Annotated in this window: 21 protein-coding genes and 1 riboswitch; of the genes, 18 read left to right on the forward strand and 3 right to left on the reverse strand. The window is 65.4% G+C overall.

What is annotated here, in order from left to right:
• Nucleotides 1-227: 227 nt before the first annotated feature.
• From QSJ33_RS04760 to QSJ33_RS04810, 11 genes are all read left to right on the forward strand, one after another.
• The gene (locus QSJ33_RS04760) at nucleotides 228-644 is read left to right on the forward strand and encodes a hypothetical protein (protein ID WP_285723415.1); all 417 of its coding nucleotides are present in this window, start codon (nucleotides 228-230) and stop codon (nucleotides 642-644) included.
• A gap of 140 nt (nucleotides 645-784) precedes the next feature.
• Nucleotides 785-1,159 (forward strand): energy transducer TonB, encoded by a 375-nt coding sequence (locus tag QSJ33_RS04765; RefSeq protein ID WP_285723416.1) that lies wholly within the window; start codon nucleotides 785-787, stop codon nucleotides 1,157-1,159.
• Nucleotides 1,160-1,845: 686 nt separating this feature from the next.
• Complete coding sequence (gene arr, locus QSJ33_RS04770) at nucleotides 1,846-2,301, forward strand: NAD(+)--rifampin ADP-ribosyltransferase (protein ID WP_285723417.1); 456 nt, start codon at nucleotides 1,846-1,848, stop codon at nucleotides 2,299-2,301.
• A gap of 229 nt (nucleotides 2,302-2,530) precedes the next feature.
• Entirely contained in the window at nucleotides 2,531-3,607 is a 1,077-nt protein-coding gene (gene rsgA, locus QSJ33_RS04775) for a ribosome small subunit-dependent GTPase A (protein WP_420801377.1), read from the forward strand.
• Between the two features lie 275 nt (nucleotides 3,608-3,882).
• On the forward strand, nucleotides 3,883-4,242 hold the full coding sequence (locus QSJ33_RS04780) for a hypothetical protein (protein ID WP_285723419.1): 360 nt from the start codon (nucleotides 3,883-3,885) through the stop codon (nucleotides 4,240-4,242).
• A 201-nt stretch (nucleotides 4,243-4,443) separates the two neighbouring features.
• The gene (locus QSJ33_RS04785; RefSeq protein WP_285723420.1) at nucleotides 4,444-4,881 is read left to right on the forward strand and encodes a hypothetical protein; all 438 of its coding nucleotides are present in this window, start codon (nucleotides 4,444-4,446) and stop codon (nucleotides 4,879-4,881) included.
• Nucleotides 4,882-5,031: 150 nt separating this feature from the next.
• On the forward strand, nucleotides 5,032-5,595 hold the full coding sequence (locus QSJ33_RS04790) for a hypothetical protein (protein ID WP_285723421.1): 564 nt from the start codon (nucleotides 5,032-5,034) through the stop codon (nucleotides 5,593-5,595).
• 152 nt (nucleotides 5,596-5,747) lie between these two features.
• Nucleotides 5,748-6,104 carry a cupin domain-containing protein gene (locus QSJ33_RS04795; protein ID WP_285723422.1) on the forward strand — a complete coding sequence of 119 codons (357 nt, stop codon included), beginning with the start codon at nucleotides 5,748-5,750 and terminating at the stop codon, nucleotides 6,102-6,104.
• A gap of 196 nt (nucleotides 6,105-6,300) precedes the next feature.
• Nucleotides 6,301-6,615, forward strand: coding sequence for a hypothetical protein (locus QSJ33_RS04800; RefSeq protein WP_285723423.1), 315 nt, complete (start codon nucleotides 6,301-6,303; stop codon nucleotides 6,613-6,615).
• 47 nt (nucleotides 6,616-6,662) lie between these two features.
• Entirely contained in the window at nucleotides 6,663-7,637 is a 975-nt protein-coding gene (gene rlmF / locus QSJ33_RS04805) for a 23S rRNA (adenine(1618)-N(6))-methyltransferase RlmF (RefSeq protein WP_285723424.1), read from the forward strand.
• Between the two features lie 62 nt (nucleotides 7,638-7,699).
• A complete protein-coding gene (locus QSJ33_RS04810; protein WP_285723425.1) occupies nucleotides 7,700-8,020 on the forward strand; it encodes a hypothetical protein in 321 nt (106 codons plus the stop codon).
• Here QSJ33_RS04810 and QSJ33_RS04815 read toward each other — a convergent pair.
• Entirely contained in the window at nucleotides 8,017-8,928 is a 912-nt protein-coding gene (locus QSJ33_RS04815) for a glutaminase (RefSeq protein ID WP_285723426.1), read from the reverse strand. The genes QSJ33_RS04810 and QSJ33_RS04815 overlap by 4 nt on opposite strands.
• 38 nt (nucleotides 8,929-8,966) lie before the next feature.
• Here QSJ33_RS04815 and QSJ33_RS04820 point away from each other — a divergent pair, with 38 nt between their 5' ends.
• From QSJ33_RS04820 to QSJ33_RS04830, 3 genes are read left to right on the forward strand one after another with little or no spacing between them, the layout of a single operon-like run.
• Entirely contained in the window at nucleotides 8,967-9,467 is a 501-nt protein-coding gene (locus tag QSJ33_RS04820) for a DinB family protein (RefSeq protein ID WP_285723427.1), read from the forward strand.
• A gap of 49 nt (nucleotides 9,468-9,516) precedes the next feature.
• Nucleotides 9,517-10,260, forward strand: coding sequence for an SDR family NAD(P)-dependent oxidoreductase (locus QSJ33_RS04825; RefSeq protein WP_285723428.1), 744 nt, complete (start codon nucleotides 9,517-9,519; stop codon nucleotides 10,258-10,260).
• Between the two features lie 8 nt (nucleotides 10,261-10,268).
• A complete protein-coding gene (locus QSJ33_RS04830; RefSeq protein ID WP_285723429.1) occupies nucleotides 10,269-10,745 on the forward strand; it encodes a DUF4199 domain-containing protein in 477 nt (158 codons plus the stop codon).
• Here QSJ33_RS04830 and QSJ33_RS04835 read toward each other — a convergent pair.
• Nucleotides 10,742-11,188, reverse strand: a complete 447-nt coding sequence (locus QSJ33_RS04835; protein WP_285723430.1) for an NUDIX domain-containing protein — start codon at nucleotides 11,186-11,188, stop codon at nucleotides 10,742-10,744. The two genes, QSJ33_RS04830 and QSJ33_RS04835, sit on opposite strands and share 4 nt — an antisense overlap.
• A gap of 194 nt (nucleotides 11,189-11,382) precedes the next feature.
• Here QSJ33_RS04835 and QSJ33_RS04840 point away from each other — a divergent pair, with 194 nt between their 5' ends.
• Entirely contained in the window at nucleotides 11,383-12,228 is an 846-nt protein-coding gene (locus tag QSJ33_RS04840; protein ID WP_285723431.1) for a caspase family protein, read from the forward strand.
• Nucleotides 12,229-12,293: 65 nt separating this feature from the next.
• Here QSJ33_RS04840 and ahcY read toward each other — a convergent pair whose 3' ends face one another.
• Nucleotides 12,294-13,691 carry an adenosylhomocysteinase gene (ahcY, locus tag QSJ33_RS04845; protein ID WP_285723432.1) on the reverse strand — a complete coding sequence of 466 codons (1,398 nt, stop codon included), beginning with the start codon at nucleotides 13,689-13,691 and terminating at the stop codon, nucleotides 12,294-12,296.
• Nucleotides 13,692-13,749: 58 nt separating this feature from the next.
• A riboswitch (S-adenosyl-L-homocysteine riboswitch) is annotated at nucleotides 13,750-13,838 on the reverse strand.
• A 295-nt stretch (nucleotides 13,839-14,133) separates the two neighbouring features.
• On the opposite strand from ahcY, the gene QSJ33_RS04850 reads away from it, so the two are divergent.
• The 3 genes from QSJ33_RS04850 to QSJ33_RS04860 are packed head-to-tail and all read left to right on the forward strand — an operon-like array spanning nucleotide 14,134 to nucleotide 15,410.
• On the forward strand, nucleotides 14,134-14,439 hold the full coding sequence (locus QSJ33_RS04850; RefSeq protein ID WP_285723433.1) for a ComEA family DNA-binding protein: 306 nt from the start codon (nucleotides 14,134-14,136) through the stop codon (nucleotides 14,437-14,439).
• A 9-nt stretch (nucleotides 14,440-14,448) separates the two neighbouring features.
• The gene (locus QSJ33_RS04855) at nucleotides 14,449-14,973 is read left to right on the forward strand and encodes a pilus assembly FimT family protein (RefSeq protein ID WP_285723434.1); all 525 of its coding nucleotides are present in this window, start codon (nucleotides 14,449-14,451) and stop codon (nucleotides 14,971-14,973) included.
• Nucleotides 14,973-15,410: a hypothetical protein gene (locus tag QSJ33_RS04860; RefSeq protein ID WP_285723435.1), complete on the forward strand. Its 438-nt coding sequence runs from the start codon at nucleotides 14,973-14,975 to the stop codon at nucleotides 15,408-15,410. The genes QSJ33_RS04855 and QSJ33_RS04860 overlap by 1 nt, the downstream gene beginning before the upstream one ends.
• Nucleotide 15,411 lies beyond the last annotated feature (1 nt).

The following is a 15,411-nucleotide window of genomic DNA, read 5'->3' on the forward strand; positions in this document are numbered from 1 at the left end:
AGCGGGCCGCGAAAGGCGTGTCGGTGACCTTCCGGGCGCGCCTTTCGCGACCTTGCACCCCTCCCGGCGAGCCGACCCTGCCCGCGCGAAGGAATGGCAACGTGGTACCTTGACGGTGAACTGACAACCTTTCTCTTCATTCGTCTTCCTCGGCTTCGCTCATCGCCTCGGCGCAGGCGGGGCCGGTTAGCTCATTCCGTTAGGCGTCTGTAGAAAGGAGGGCCGAAGTGAGCACACTGCCTGGAATGCAGACGAGCCGATTTCTGTTGTTCCGGCGCCTGATCATTTTTTTTCTCGCCGGACTGCTGATCTACTACCACATCTATACCCTGTGCGGTCTGTATCTAGGTACTGGGACTAGTGCTCATACAACATTCGAATACGTGCAATCGGTCCTTCGAGTGATGATTACTCTCAGTTTGTTGCTCGTCGTCTTTGGTAAAAGCTGGGCATTGTATGGAATGTGGGTCGGTATCACCGGACTTGTTGCAACGCACTATTGGGCGCACTTCGGGAAACTGCCCGTCGATTTCACCCTGGGAAGGCATCCGCTTTCCTATCTCAAGGGCTTTATTTTTCCGTCAATCATCACCATGGCATTCCACACTTCAAGCCAGAATGGCGATTCAAATGCAGACGCCTAACCTCTCGCTCAAGTCGGACCCCGCCTGCATTGCCTTCCGCTCTATCTCAACTTCTCCCTTCCTTGGCTCCGCTCAGCGCCTCGGTGCAGGCGGGGCCGGTTAGCTTCATTCGTTAGGCTTCACATCCACACTGGTGCCCGATGAAAACCGCCATTATTGTTTTTACTCTTCTCACCTTTGGATGCAAAGGACCGGTTTCGGGGGTTCATTCAACACCAAAGGAAGATGGACCGTCCTTCAAATTTGAGCCAATACACATCAAAACCTGGCCTGCATCAGGGCCTGAATATCCCGCAAAGGCGAAAGCTGGTCATATTACAGGCACTGTGACGGTTTACATTCATGTTTCGGAAACCGGGCAAATTTTAAAAATCTACTCCGATCAAGGGCCGGAGATTCTTAGACAAGCAGCTGAAGACTATGCCAAACGCTTTACATTCATTCCTGCAAAATTAAATGGGAGGCCTACCACAGCCCGCTTCACCCTTCACGTCGTATTTGACTCGAATCCTTGAACAACAGCCTAACCCCTCGCTCTACTCGGACCCCGCCTGCATTGTCTTCTGCTCATTCTCTTCCTTCGTCTTCCTCGGCTTCGCCCATCCCCTCGACGCCGGCGGGGCCGGTTTTCTTCCTTCGTTAGGCGGGGCTGGAACAACTATTGGTACAGATATTGACTCAAACCCTCTGGAGAACCCCTTCCACGTCGATTTCGCAGCATCTTGCAACATCTACTAGGTTTCATCTCCGTGGGTGAATCAAATTGCAGCCTTAGCGACATTTGTGGGTTCTAGGAGGCAAAATGAAAACACTCTGTGTCTTTCTTACAATCTTGATGGTTGGGTGTGCGAATGTGGCCACCACGCCAGCCAAAAATCAGGGGGAAGCAAACGGGCCCGACTTATCACCGCGCCTTGTTATCCCTGCAACAGGTGGTCCACCCATTTTATGCACTCCCCTTGGCGGCGGTGTTTATCAGCCAGTGACAGGGGGGACACCCATCCCTGGAACGCCAGTAAATCAATAACGCCAAATTTCTTTGACCCCAATTCACACCTGCCCAACCCCCCGCTCAACTCGGCCCCCGCCTGCATTGTCTTCCGCTCTTTCTCTTCGTCCCGCTTCCCCAGCTTCGTTCATCGCCTAGGCGCAGGCGGGGCCAGTTGGCTTCATTCGTTAGGCTTCATTAAGGGCTCTGCACATGGACAACCATGAATGGATACCGGTCTCGCATGACAACTGCAACAGCGTGACCGGACCGTTTTATCACGGCACAAAGGCAAAATTGGACATAGGTGACTTGCTGGTAACCGGGCGAGCCTCCAATTTCGAGGAGGGCCGGACATCAAACAACATCTATTTCACAGCTGTCTTGGAAGCTGCCATCTGGGGCGCAGAACTCGCTACAGCGCTTTCGAATTTGAAAGGTCGCGGCTACATCTACATCGTCGAACCGACGGGGACGTTCGAGGATGACCCCAATCTCACAAACAAGCGATTCCCCGGCAATCTGACCAAGTCCTATCGTACGCGCGACCCACTCAAGATCATCGGTGTGGTCGAAGACTGGACCGGACATCCCGCTGATATGCTGCAGGCAAGATTGGATTCTCTTGAAAATTTGAAACGTCGTGGTCAGGCGGTTATCGAAGACTGACCAAATGCGCCCAATGCTCAATCATACAAGTCCACAGCCTAACCCTCCGCTCAAATCGGACCCTGGCCTAATCTTCCGCTCAACTCGGACACCGCCTGCATTGCCCTACGCTCCTTCTCTTTGTTCGTCTTCCTCGGCTTCGCTCAGCACCTCGGTGCAGGCGGGGCGGCCAGCTTCATTCGATATGCGCCGAATGGTCGCAGTGCAATGCATCTAGAATTCGAGAGCGATGCCAATGAGCAATTCAAAGCTTGAAGCGCTGGGCTGGGATGATTGGTTCGCAGAGCACGCGAAAATCGACTGTCATTCTGCAGGTACTTATGGGCGGGTGGCCGCAGTAGACCGCGAACTGTTTCTGCTAATCAATGAATCGGAGGTTTTTCGGGCCAAACTGTCAGGAAAGTATAGGCATGGATCGGTGTCCTCATCGCAGCTACCGTGCGTAGGTGACTGGGTCTGTGTCGAAAAGGCACCCGCTGATCAGTTTGGGGTTGTTCATTGCATTGTTGGCAGAAGGACCAGCCTGCGTCGCAAGATGGCTGGAGCATCAGTCGACGAACAGATGGTTGCGGCGAATGTCGATGTCGTATTTATCGTGCAGTCCTGCCACTACGACTTCAATTTGAAGAGACTAGAGCGTTACTTGGTCATGGTCATGGATGGCGGGGCTGTTCCCCACATTCTTTTAACCAAGACTGACCTTGTTGAGCCTGAAGTGCTTTCTGCGCAATTGGCGCAAATCAGAAGCGCGGGAATTGACGCGCCGGTGTTGACGTTGAGCCATGTCACCAAAGAAGGAATCGACGAACTCCAACGAGTTCTGTTGCCCCGCAACACGTATTGCTTCGTTGGTTCGTCTGGCGTCGGTAAAAGCACCATAATCAACGAGTTGATTGGTCATGCCGCTCTTGAAACACATGGGGTTAGTGGCACGGGTGAAGGTCGCCACACAACCGTGCGCCGAGAACTCATTGTTCTAGCGAACGGTGTGATGGTCATAGATAACCCCGGCATGCGGGAATTTGGAATACTTGGCGCAGGCGGCGGAATTGAGGCGAGTTATTCAGATATCGTCTCGCTTTCATCCCAATGTCATTTCAGGGACTGCACTCATACCAACGAGCCAGGTTGCGCAGTTCTAAAGGCGATGGAGTCTGGGAGAATCAGCGCCGATCATTACGACAACTTTCTCAAGTTGAGACGTGAGTCAGAGCACCATCAGGCGTCATACGCTGAGAAGCGCAAGAAGGATAAGGAGTTTGGCAGATATATTAAATCCGCCAAGAAGGATCTCAAAGGCGAATGAAATCACGCGGCGCCTAACCTCTCGCTCAAAGTCGGCCCCCCCCCCCCCCCCCCCCCCCCCCCCCCCTTGCATTGCCTTCCACGTTCTCTCAGCATTATGCCGTCTCGGCTCCGCTCGTCGCCTCTGTGCAGGCGGGCTGCTCAGCCTCATTCGTAAGCCGCTTCACCACATTCAACAGGAGCCCCATGCGCCCGTGGCGTTTCGTTTCAGCGTGCTTCCCCGCACTGTTGGCCCTATCCCCTTCCGTTGCGCGTGCGGGGCAGGTTCCCAAACCGATGTCCGACCTGGTCACGACAAACCCTGAGGCGACCTTCGACAGGATTGTCGGGAAGCTATTCGATAACAACTGGATCATCCTTTCGGCCAATCAGCCGCTCGGCCTTATCACCTTCCGCTATCAATCCGAGGAGAACTCGAGCCGATCGAGAAGCCACGTCAACGTCCTGGAAGGATCCATCCTCGTCAAAGCCGAAACCGCAACCTCGACCCGGGTACGAGTCGCGCTGACGCTCAGTTGGCAGGAGAGCTTCGCTGACCATACGTTCCAGACCGGGGTTCGAAACGACGTACCGGCCGAGTGGTACAAGCTTGTCTTTGACACCCTGGGGTTATCCGCCCCATCCACAAGCAAGTGACCATCGGCCCGGCCCTCCCCCCCCACTCGAACCCCGCCTGCATCGCCTCCGTCCTTACCCTTCATACCGCGTCTTCGGATCCCTTCCGCGCCCAGTGCAGGCGGGGCCGGCTGGCTTGATCCCTGAGCCCGTCCTTCTTTTCTCGAGTCAGCCCTTTGGCACGCAGATGGCTACTTGGAGCTACCCCTCCAAGGAGCCTCCATGCTTTCGCGCTCGCTGGCCGCACTTGCCCTGCTTTCCCTTGCTGGCTGTTTCCCCATCTCAGCCCCGTTCCACCTCTATCCAATCAGCGCAGCCCCTCCGCAGCCACCCGTCCTCTGCCGTTTCAAAATCCACTTTGGGTGGCAGTCTGCAACCATCACCGCCACCCTGCCCGGTGGTGATTTGTATTCCGGATCGTTCGCGCTTCATACCGCGATCCCGGATCGCGAATTGGCGCCGTACTGGGACCAGGTATTCGGGTCTGGCTACTTCAATGCAAAGGTCCTCGGGAGTCCACGCCATTTCCGGACCGTCCTGAAGAACGACCAGGGGGCTGAGCTGGTTTTGGAAATGCACCAGATCCCCGGGGACAATCACGGCGGCATGGAGGGCGTCGCCATTGACAGCCATAAAGGTATCTACAAGGCTGGTTACTAAGGGTGACAGCGACTGTCTCCTGCGCCTCCGCTGGCTTGACCTTTGGCTCAACCCGAACCCCGCCTGCATGGCCCTTCGTCCTCTCCCACCCTTCGCTTCCCCGGTTCCGCCCGTCGCCTCGGTGCAGGCGGGTCCGGTTGGCCTTCTCCGTTGGGCAGTATCCAGGTCTATGAATCCAACCTCGAAGAGGTCTCGTTGAGAGAAAATCCCCCCATCATGGTGCTCTCCGAAGAAACCCCTGAAAGCGTGACTTTCCGCTTCAAGGGCACCCGCTGGGCGGTGGCCACCTTCATCCCAGGGGTGGTTCTTCTGGGGCTGGTCACCAGGCTTTACCTATCGGCCCACTCCCCGAGTCGGCTCCTGGTCATCGTCGGGATGTTCGGAGCCCTTCTTGTGTATTCGAGCCTCTACAGTTTGACTGCGGATCAATGGCTGGTTGCTTCAGGCAGCCGGAAGACCCTTAAGTTCCACAAAAAGAATTTGTACGGTCTCGTCGAATGGGAAAGGCCTCCGCAGGATTTCCAGGGCATCACCGTTGGAAGGCACTTGAGATCTTCGAACTGGCAGATCACCTTGGTTTGTCGCGATGGGTTGGAGCTTTACCTTGGTGAACATGCGCTCGGCGCATTCACCCTTGAACGAGCGCTGAATCTGGCCCGGAAGGTCAGCGATCGAACTGGGATCATGGTCAAGTCCCCCAACCCAACCCCCTAGACAGGCCTGCCCCTCCGATCCTCTCGTACCAGGCCCGCACGACTTTCCGCTCTCTCCCAACCTCCGAATCCACGGCCCCACCCAGCGCCTCGTTGCGCGGGGGCCGGTCGGCTTCCTTCGTCCGGCCCTGGCTTTACGGAAAGGAGCGCCTGATGAACCACGACCAGGTACCACCTGAAACCCGAGGCGTCACAGTGGAACGCCTCGCCACGGTCGACCTCGGTCCCGAGATCGAGGGCATGGCCGGACTGCAGCTTCGGATGCGCAAGGTGACCCTCGCGCCCGGCGGCGTCTTCGGCCCGATTCACGACCACAAGGGACGACCGGGGACCGTCTACATCCTGCAGGGAACCATCACCGACCATCGGGATGGCGTCGCCACGGACTACGGGCCGGGCGTGGGCTGGCCCGAGGATCGGAACACGACCCACTGGCTGGAGAACCGAGGAACGATCCCGGCCGTGGAGATCTCGGTCGATATCGTCCGGCAGGAGCCGGCGCAGGCCTGACGGGCGGCAGGATCGGGCCCAGCCGACCCCCCGACCCGGCTCCCGGGGGGGAGCCCGATCGGCCTGGGTCGGTGGGCGGTCCTCGCGGTCCTGCGGGACCGGTGGGGTGCGCTCCCGGCTGCCTCAACCCGGCCCTCCCGGCCTTTGCGGATGACCCCGGGGGCCATCCCTGCTCTGATGGGGGCCAGGAGTCAGGATGGACCCCTGGTTCACCACGAGCCTCGGTGATGCGACGCTGGCCCTGGAGCCCCTGGGCCGGCTCGAGGCGGCGTTCCGGGCCGCCTTCGGAACGGCCGGGTGCCCGCCGGAGGCGGCGGTGTTCTTCCGGCACGAGTCGGAGGGGCACCTCCATTGCGAGCTCCGGGTGTACCTCTCCCCGGCCACGGAGGCCCTGGCCCGGACCCTCGGCGCCGATCCCTGCGGACGCCCCTCGCCGCAGGACCTGAGCCTCCTGGCCGGTCCGGAGGGGGCCTGGCGGCTGCTGTTCCCGGACTGGCCCGGACCCCGCTGACGGCCCCGGGGCGTGACGGGCGGGCCGCCCCGCCGGACACTACGGGGATGGGATCCCGACCGCGCCGAACCGACGCCCCCCCGCCCGCGAAGCCCGGGCTGCACCCGCGCAACCGCCATGCCGGCGGCTACGACTTCGCGCGCCTTGCGAAGGCCAGCCCGGACCTGGAGGGCTACGTGGTGCGCGCGCCCCACGGCGGGCCATCCATCGACTTCGCGGACCCGGCGGCGGTGAAGGCCCTGAACCGGGCCCTGCTGGCGGAAGCCTACGGCATCCGGGGCTGGGACGTCCCCGAGGGCTTCCTCTGCCCGCCCATTCCGGGCCGGGCGGACTACCTGCACCACCTGGCGGACCTGCTGGCGGAGGGGAATGGCGGCGCGATCCCGCGGGGCACGGCCGTGCGCGCGCTGGACGTGGGCGTGGGGGCCAGCGCCATCTACCCGCTGGTGGGCCACCGGGAGTACGGCTGGTCCTTCGTGGGCTCGGACATCGATGCGGCGGCGCTGGCCGCCTCGGCCCGCATCCTTCGGGCGAACGGCCTGGAGGCGGTCGTCCAACTGCGGCGGCAGGCGGACCCGGCGGCGAGCTTCGCCGGCGTGGTGGACCCGGGGGACCGCTTCGACCTGACCCTCTGCAACCCGCCCTTCCACGGCTCCCTGCGCGAGGCCAGGGAGGGCACCCAGCGGAAGTGGCGCAACCTGGGGCGCGGCGACTCGGCCCGGCCCGTGCGGAACTTCGGCGGCCGGGGCGCCGAGCTGTGGTGCGAAGGGGGCGAGGTGGGCTTCATCCGCCGGATGGCCGCCGAGAGCGCCCGCCTCTCCGGCCAGGTGCTGTGGTTCACCACCCTGGTCTCGAGCTCGGCCAGCCTGCCGGCGGTGCACCGGGCCCTGCGCCAGGCGGGGGCCGCCGAGGTCCGCACCGTGGCCATGGCCCAGGGCCAGAAGCAGAGCCGGTTCGTGGCCTGGACCTTCCTGGAGCCCGACGCCCGGGCAGCCTGGGCCAAACGCTGGACCCAGGCCTAGTTGCGGCTTGTGATCAGATATTTCGGACAGATCGGTATGATTCTCCCGTCGCCGGAGTTCCCATGCCTTTCCTTCGCCGCCTGCCCGCCGTACTCGCCCTGCTGATGCTGGGCGCCCACTTCCTCCGCTTCGGCCAGCTGCCCTTGGTGCTGCTCTGCCTGGCGCTCCTGGTGCCGCTCTTCCTGCGACGGCCCTGGGCGCAGATCCTCGTGGCCGGCGCCCTGGGCCTGGGGGCCCTGGTGTGGCTCTGGACCCTGGTCGGGGACGTCCAGCAGCGCCTGGCCTTCGGGGCGCCCTGGCTGCGCCTGGCGGCCATCCTGGGCACCGTGGCCCTGTTCACGGGCTGGTCGGCCTGGCTGCTGCGCCCCCGGCGGACCGCCTAGAACACCGACCAGCCGGTGCGGGTGGTGAAGCGGTCCAGGGCCTCCACGCCGGCCACGCTGTTGCCGTGGGCGTCCAGGGCCGGGCTCCATACGCAGAGGACGCCGCGCTCGGGCAGCACGGCCAGGATCCCGCCGCCCACGCCGCTCTTGCCGGGCAGGCCCACGCGGTAGGCGAAGTCGCCGGCGGCGTCGTAGGTGCCGCAGGTGAGCATGACGGCGTTGATGCGCTTGGCCTCGCTGCGGGTGAGGAGCCGGCTCCCGTCGGCCCGCAGGCCGTGGTTGGCCAGGAAGAGGCCCGCTCTCGCCAGGTCCCCGCAGCTCATGGCCAGCGAGCACTGGCGGAAGTAGTGGTCCAGCACCGCCTCCACGGGGTTCTCCAGGTTGCCGCAGCTGGCCATGAAGTGGGCCAGGGCCGCGTTGCGGTGGCCATGGGCGGCCTCTGAGGTGGCCACCTCCGCGTCCACGTCGACGGCTGCGTTCCCGCTCTCCTCGCGCAGGAAGGCGCGGAGGGCGCCCACGGAATCCCCCGTGAGGCTGAGCAGCCGGTCCACGAGGACCAGGGCCCCGGCGTTGATGAACGGGTTGCGGGGGATGCCCTTCTCGTACTCCAGCTGGACGAGGGAGTTGAAGGGGTTGCCGGAGGGCTCGCGGCCCACGCGCCGCCACAGGGCCTCGCCGTCCCGCGCCAGCACCAGCGCCAGGGCGAAGGCCTTGGACACGCTCTGGACGGAGAAGGGCGCGCGCCAGACGCCGCTGCCGAGCACCTGCCCGTCCATGGTGGCCAGGGCGATCCCGAACCGGGACGGATCCACCGCCGCCAGGGCCGGGATGTAGTCCGCCACCCGCCCCTGGGCCGCGAAGGGCGCGGATTCCCGCGCGAGGTCGTCGAGGAGGGCCTGCAGATCCATGGGACGAGGATCCCACAACCGGGCGTAGGATGGGCGCCATGACGCCCCTGGCCGCCGACCTCCTGGTGCTGTTCCGCCGCGACCTCGCGGCCTTCGAGCGGGAGGTGGCGCTGTTCCCGGACGACGAGGCCCTCTGGCGGACGCAGCCGGGCGTCGCCAACAGCGCCGGGAACCTGGCCCTGCACGTGGCGGGGAACCTGCGGCATTTCGCGGGCACCGTGCTGGGCGGCACGGGCTACGTCCGCGACCGGGAGGCGGAGTTCGGCCGCCGGTCGGGCCCGCGGACCGAGGTGGCGGCCGAACTCCGCGCGGCCCTGGCCGACCTCGAGGCCGTGCTGCCGGGCCTCTCCGACGCGGCCCTGGCCGCCCCCTTCCCCGTGGCGGTGGCGGGGGTCCAGCCCCCCACGGGGCGCTTCCTGCTCCACCTCGCCACCCACCTGGCCTTCCACCTGGGCCAGGCCGGGTATCTCCGGCGCGCCCTCGCAGTCGACGGCCGCAGCGCCGGGGCCATGGCCATTCCGGAGCTGATGGAGTCTTGAGCCCGCCCGCCAGGGGCGGCAGAATCGGGCCTGGCCCCAGGGAGGTTGCATGCCGCTCGCAGGAAACGTCGCCCTCGTCACCGGTGCCAGCCGTGGCATTGGCGCCGCCATCGCCCGCTCCCTCGCCGCCCAGGGCGCCGCCGTGGCCGTGAACTACCACCATTCGGAGGCCGCGGCCCAGGCGCTGGTGGCCGAACTGGCCGCCGCCGGAGGGCGGGCCGTGGCCGTGAAGGGGGACGCCCGGGACCGCGCCCAGGTGGAGGCCATGGCCGCGGCCGTGAAGGCGGAGCTGGGCCCCATCGGCATCCTGGTGCTGAACGCCTCCATCGGCTTCCCCATGAAGGGCTTCCTCGACTACCCCTGGGAGGCCTTCGAGTCGAAGCTCCTGGGCGAGATGGGCGCGGCCTTCCACGGCTGCCGGGCGGTGGTGCCCCAGATGCTGGAGCGGAAGGGCGGCTCCATCGTCGCCATCACCAGCGGTCTGGCGCGGAATCCGGGCTGGGGCTTCTGCGCCCACAGCGCCGCCAAGGCGGCCCTGGAGGGCTTCGTGCGGGCCCTGGCCTTCGAGCTCGGCCCCATGGGGATCCGCGTGAACGCCGTGGCCCCGGGCCTCACCCTCACGGACGCCACCGCCCAGCTGCCCGAGAAGCACAAGCAGGCGGCCGCGGAGCACACCCCCCTGCGCCGCAACGGGCTGGCCGGGGACGTGGCGGAGGCCGTGGCCGGGATCCTACAGGCCGGCTTCGTCACCGGCGCCACCCTCCCCGTCAACGGCGGCGGGCACGTCTTCTAGGAGCCACGATGGCGACGCTTCGCGCGGGGATCATCCTCGGGATCCTGGTGGTGCTGTGGACCTTCGTCATGGGGTTCACGGGCTGGTACCACCACCCCTCCCTGTTCGTCCTCTTCTGGCTGGTGATCCCTCTCCAGATCGCCGTGCTGCTGGTGCTGCTGCGGATCACGGCGCCGGCCAGCGGCTACCTGCGGCAGGTGGGCAACGGCGTGGCCGCCTCCGTGATCGCCTCCGCCATCATCTTCCTCGGCAGCCTGTTCTTCACGGTGGTGCTGTTCCCCAGCTACTTCCGCGAGATGGAGGCCCTGGGGCGCCTGAAGATGGCCCAGCAGGGCCTGGCCCCCGCCCAGATCGAGGCCCTGATCCAGGCCCAGGCCTCCATGCAGCGGCCCCTGCCCACGGCCTTCTCCGGCGTCCTGGGCACCTGGTTCACGGGCCTGCTCACGTCGCTGATCGCCGCCACCTGGCTGCGGAAGAAGAGCTAACGCTCCCGCCGCACCACCTCCACCAGCGCGAGGGGATGGCGGAGCCCCGCCCGGGCGTCGTCCACGCAGCGGAGCACCAGGCCCGAGCGCAGGGGCGCCGCGGCCAGCTCGTCGCGGCTGAGCCAGCGGCAGCCGAGGATCTCGGGATCCTCGGGAACGGCCTCCACGCCGTCGGGCACGGTGCCCGTGAAGCAGATGCGGCAGTAGTCGCGGCCGTTGCGGGCCTGCAGCTGGTAGATCCCCACCACCGCCTCCGGTGTGAAGGGTAGGCCGGTCTCCTCCCTCACCTCGCGGCGCACGGCGTCGAGGATCGTCTCGCCGGGATCCACGTGGCCTGCGGGCTGGTTGAACACCCGCTCGGGGTGGACGCCATCCGTCTCCTCCACGACGAGGAAGCGCCCCTGGCGCTCGATGACGGCGGCGACGGTGAGGGACCAGGTCATGGGCATCTCCGGACAGGTCCCATGATGCCCTTGCCCGGGCCGGCGCAGGGCCTATGGTGGCCCCGGACGGACGCATGCCTGTGCACGATCGCAGTCCTCCGGACTTGCACAAGGAAATTCCCGTCGCCTTCGACGACCAACGGAGGCCCCTGTCCCGGAGCCTCCAGGGTCATCTGTTGAACAGGAGGAAGGATATGGTCCGACGCAACGCGCTTTGCGTAGGCATCAACACCTACAAGAACTTCCCAACGGCCACCCTCCACGGCTGCGTCAACGACGCCAACGACATGGCCCAGCTGCTGAAGGACGTGAACGGCTTCACGGATGCGGAGATCACCCGGCTGACCGACCAGAACGCCACCAAGGCCAACATCATGAAGGAACTGAAACGCATGGTGACCGAGGCGCGGAACGGGAAGATCAACCACCTGGTGTTCAGCCTCTCCAGCCACGGCACCCAGGTGCCCGACCTGAACCTGGACGAGATGGACCGGGCCGACGAGGCCTTCTGCCCCCACGACCTGGCCCAGAGCGGCACCCAGTGGAACCGCGACCACATCATCGTGGATGACGAGCTGCATGACCTGTTCATCCAGCTCCCGCCGAACGTGCTGCTCGAGGTCTACCTCGACACCTGCCACAGCGGGACCGGGCTGAAGGCCATCGACCTGCTGCTGGACCGGAAGCCCCGCTACCTGCCCCCGCCCTCCATCGAGGCCTTCCGCGACATGGAGCTCCGCCGGGCGCGGCCCCAGCACCTCAAGCTGCTGGAGAAGGGCCTCACCCACCACATCCTGTGGACCGCCTGCAAGGACCACCAGACCAGCGCCGACGCCCTCATCGGCGGCGACTGGCACGGCGCCTTCACGTACTACCTGTGCAAGGAGATGCGGACCGGGAAGAACAAGCTGTCCCGGGCCAAGGTGCTGGCCAAGGTCCGGACCGACCTCGCCAACGCCCACTTCACCCAGACCCCGCAGCTGGAATGCGAGGCCACCGTCCGCCACGCCACCCACCACGAGGAGGCGCTGGTCACGTAGCCGGAAGTCCCGGTACGGCAAGGGACCCCGCCCGGCGGGGTCCCTTGTCCTGTCCCGGGCCGGGATCAGTACCGGTAGTGGTCCGCCTTGTAGGGCCCCTCCACCGGCACGCCGATGTACTGGGCCTGGTCGGGCCGGAGGGCCGTGAGCTTCGCATTCAGGGTCTGCAGCTGGAGCCGCGCCACCTGCTCGTCCAGGTGCTTGGGCAGGGTGTAGACGCCCACGGGGTACTGGCCCGGCTTCGTCCACAGCTCGATCTGGGCCAGGGTCTGGTTCGCGAAGGAGGAGGACATCACGTAGCTGGGGTGGCCCGTCCCGCAGCCCAGGTTCACGAGGCGGCCCTTGGCGAGCAGGATGATGCGCCGGCCGTCGGGGAAGATGACGTGGTCCACCTGGGGCTTGATCTCCTCCCACGGGTACTGCTCGAGGCTCGCCACGTCGATCTCGCTGTCGAAGTGGCCGATGTTGCACACGATGGCGTTGTGCTTCATCCGCTTCATGTGGTCATGGGTGATGACGTGGAAGTTGCCGGTGCAGGTGACGAAGATGTCGGCCTGGTCCGCGGCCTCCTCCATCGTCACCACGCGGTAGCCCTCCATGGCCGCCTGCAGGGCGCAGATGGGATCGATCTCGGTGACCCACACCTGGGCGCTGAGGGCGCGCAGGGCCTGGGCGCTGCCCTTGCCCACGTCGCCGTAGCCACAGACGACGGCGATCTTGCCCGCCACCATCACGTCCGTGGCGCGCTTGATGGCGTCCACCAGGGACTCGCGGCAGCCGTAGAGGTTGTCGAACTTGCTCTTGGTGACGCTGTCGTTGACGTTGATGGCGGGGAACTTCAGCTCGCCCTTCTTCGCCATCTCGTAGAGGCGGTGGACGCCGGTGGTGGTCTCCTCGGTGACGCCCTTCACCTTCGCGAGCTGGGCCGCGTACCAGCCCGGCTTCTCGGCGAGGCGCCTGCGGATGGCGGCGAAGAGCACCGTGGCCTCCTCGCTGTCGGGGTGGTCGAGGACATGGCTGTCCTGCTCGGCCCGGGCGCCCAGGTGCAGCAGCAGCGTGGCGTCGCCGCCGTCATCGAGGATCATGTTGGCGCCGCCCTCGAAGTCGAAAATGCGGTGGGTGTAGTCCCAGTACTCGGCCAGGCTCTCGCCCTTCACGGCGAAGACCGGCGTGCCGCCGGCGGCGATGGCGGCGGCCGCATGGTCCTGGGTGCTGAAGATGTTGCAGCTGGCCCAGCGCACCTCGGCACCCAGCGCCTTCAGCGTCTCGATGAGCACGGCGGTCTGGATGGTCATGTGCAGGGAGCCGGCGATGCGCGCGCCCTTCAGGGGCTGCTTGGCCGCGTACTCCTTGCGGATGGCCATCAGGGCGGGCATCTCGCCCTCGGCGATGGCGATCTCCCGGCGGCCCCAGGGGGCCAGGGAAAGATCGGCGACGACATGGTCGGCGGTGGCGACGGTCATGGGACCTCCTCGTGGAACCGGACGACGGGCGAACCCACCTCGCCAACCCGGTGCAGGGTTGAGGTGAGCGCCGTTCCTGGAAGGATGGGTCCGAGCCTGGGATCCCGCACAGCCGATCCGGCGGGTCCTGCAGCGCTCCTCGGACCCCTCCAGGATAGGTGGATCCGGGGCATTCCTGAAGGATTCCGGGACCGGGGACCGGTCCCTGTCCCATCAGGTCCCGATTCCTTTGGTTTTGATATGTCACTTTTTCAATTTTTTGAATCTATAAATTTACTAAATTTAAATATTTGAATATTTTGAATTAATAAAAATTTAGAAAATATTGTAATATTTTGATTACACATACATAACATGATTATTGATTAAATCTTTTATTTAAAGCACTTATAAAGTCGGCACGAATCTCGATTTTCCTCGATCGCCCTGAAAGGAGGCGATCATGTCCAACCCCCTCTCCACCCTGGCCCTGGCCTTCGCCCTGGCCCTTCCCCTCGCCGCCGCTGGCCCGGCCCCCCGGCAGCCCCAGCGGCCCGTGAACCTCAACACGGCCACCGTCACCGAGCTCATGCAGCTCCCCCGCATCGGGCAGAAGACCGCCGAGCGCATCGTCGCCTTCCGCAAGGAGCACGGCGGGTTCCAGCGCCCGGAGGAGCTGATGAACGTGAAGGGCATCGGCGAGAAGGCCTTCGCCCGCCTCAAGCCCTTCCTGGCGGCGACCCCCCGGCCCGCCTCGGCGCTCCGGTAGGCGGCGGCCATGGGCACCGGCCTGCTCCGAATCCCCCTCACCGGCGCAGGCCGGCACGCCCAGCGGGGGGTCTCCCTCCTGGACTTCACCCTCACCATGGGGATCTCTGGCCTTCTCGCCCTGGTGGGGGCCACCCAGTGGCACCCGGGCCACGCCGAGCTGGGCGCTGCCCAGCACGAGCTGGCCGAGAGCCTGGACCAGGCCTTCGTCATGGCCCGGGCCCGGGGCGTCAACGTCACCGTGGGCCTGGGCAACGGCCAGGGACCCAACCACCTGCCCATCCGCCTGGGCCGCCGGGTGAAGTGGGGCAAGCCCGCCCGCGTCCCCCTGCCGCCGGGCATGGACGACCCGGCGAAGGCGGACATCCAGGGCGAGGCCCATCCGCTTATCACGGTGACCCCGCGGCACACCGCCACCGCCAGCTGCTGGTTCCTGAACGACGGGGAGGAGGTGCTCTGCATGCGCCTGTCGAACCGGGGACGGGTCCGGATGCTGCGCTGGCGCCCGGACCTCCGGCACTGGGCGAGGGCCTGATGCGCGCCGCCCACCCCTTTCTCGACACGCTGGGCCGCGCCGCGGCCCGGATCCTCCCGGGCCCCCTCAGTCCGCCCCTCCAGGCCGCCCAGCGGGAGCTCCGCCGCAACCTGCACCTGGCTTTCAGCCTGGCCACCACCCACCGGCGCGCCGTGTGCGTGGCGCCCGGCGCCGGCCCAGGCCACCTGGCCCTCCGCCTGCCCGAGGGCGTGCGCTGGGGCCGACCGGCCTCCATTCCGATGCCACCCGAGCTGGCCGGCAGCGGCTGGCGTTCCGGCCGGCCACGCCCCCTCACCCTCCTGCCCCAGGGACGGGCCGCCGCCAACGTCTGGTTCCTCCATCACGGGCGGGAGGCCCTGTGCCTGCGCCTGGGACTGGGGGGGCAGGTGGCCTTCCTGCGCTACCGCCCGCGCCTGGGCGCCTGGACGGAGGCCTGAC

This window comes from Geothrix rubra (assembly GCF_030268065.1).
Taxonomy (GTDB): Bacteria; Acidobacteriota; Holophagae; order Holophagales; family Holophagaceae; genus Geothrix; species Geothrix rubra.

Coding starts and splice junctions, on each gene's coding strand:
- QSJ33_RS04765 (WP_285723416.1), top strand. CDS start 785: ATGAAAACCGCCATTATTGTTTTTACTCTTCTCACCTTTGGATGCAAA.
- arr (WP_285723417.1), top strand. CDS start 1,846: ATGGACAACCATGAATGGATACCGGTCTCGCATGACAACTGCAACAGC.
- rsgA (WP_420801377.1), top strand. CDS start 2,531: ATGCCAATGAGCAATTCAAAGCTTGAAGCGCTGGGCTGGGATGATTGG.
- QSJ33_RS04780 (WP_285723419.1), top strand. CDS start 3,883: ATGTCCGACCTGGTCACGACAAACCCTGAGGCGACCTTCGACAGGATT.
- QSJ33_RS04785 (WP_285723420.1), top strand. CDS start 4,444: ATGCTTTCGCGCTCGCTGGCCGCACTTGCCCTGCTTTCCCTTGCTGGC.
- QSJ33_RS04795 (WP_285723422.1), top strand. CDS start 5,748: ATGAACCACGACCAGGTACCACCTGAAACCCGAGGCGTCACAGTGGAA.
- QSJ33_RS04800 (WP_285723423.1), top strand. CDS start 6,301: ATGGACCCCTGGTTCACCACGAGCCTCGGTGATGCGACGCTGGCCCTG.
- rlmF (WP_285723424.1), top strand. CDS start 6,663: ATGGGATCCCGACCGCGCCGAACCGACGCCCCCCCGCCCGCGAAGCCC.
- QSJ33_RS04810 (WP_285723425.1), top strand. CDS start 7,700: ATGCCTTTCCTTCGCCGCCTGCCCGCCGTACTCGCCCTGCTGATGCTG.
- QSJ33_RS04815 (WP_285723426.1), bottom strand. CDS start 8,928: ATGGATCTGCAGGCCCTCCTCGACGACCTCGCGCGGGAATCCGCGCCC.
- QSJ33_RS04820 (WP_285723427.1), top strand. CDS start 8,967: ATGACGCCCCTGGCCGCCGACCTCCTGGTGCTGTTCCGCCGCGACCTC.
- QSJ33_RS04825 (WP_285723428.1), top strand. CDS start 9,517: ATGCCGCTCGCAGGAAACGTCGCCCTCGTCACCGGTGCCAGCCGTGGC.
- QSJ33_RS04830 (WP_285723429.1), top strand. CDS start 10,269: ATGGCGACGCTTCGCGCGGGGATCATCCTCGGGATCCTGGTGGTGCTG.
- QSJ33_RS04835 (WP_285723430.1), bottom strand. CDS start 11,188: ATGACCTGGTCCCTCACCGTCGCCGCCGTCATCGAGCGCCAGGGGCGC.
- QSJ33_RS04840 (WP_285723431.1), top strand. CDS start 11,383: ATGGTCCGACGCAACGCGCTTTGCGTAGGCATCAACACCTACAAGAAC.
- ahcY (WP_285723432.1), bottom strand. CDS start 13,691: ATGACCGTCGCCACCGCCGACCATGTCGTCGCCGATCTTTCCCTGGCC.
- QSJ33_RS04850 (WP_285723433.1), top strand. CDS start 14,134: ATGTCCAACCCCCTCTCCACCCTGGCCCTGGCCTTCGCCCTGGCCCTT.
- QSJ33_RS04855 (WP_285723434.1), top strand. CDS start 14,449: ATGGGCACCGGCCTGCTCCGAATCCCCCTCACCGGCGCAGGCCGGCAC.
- QSJ33_RS04860 (WP_285723435.1), top strand. CDS start 14,973: ATGCGCGCCGCCCACCCCTTTCTCGACACGCTGGGCCGCGCCGCGGCC.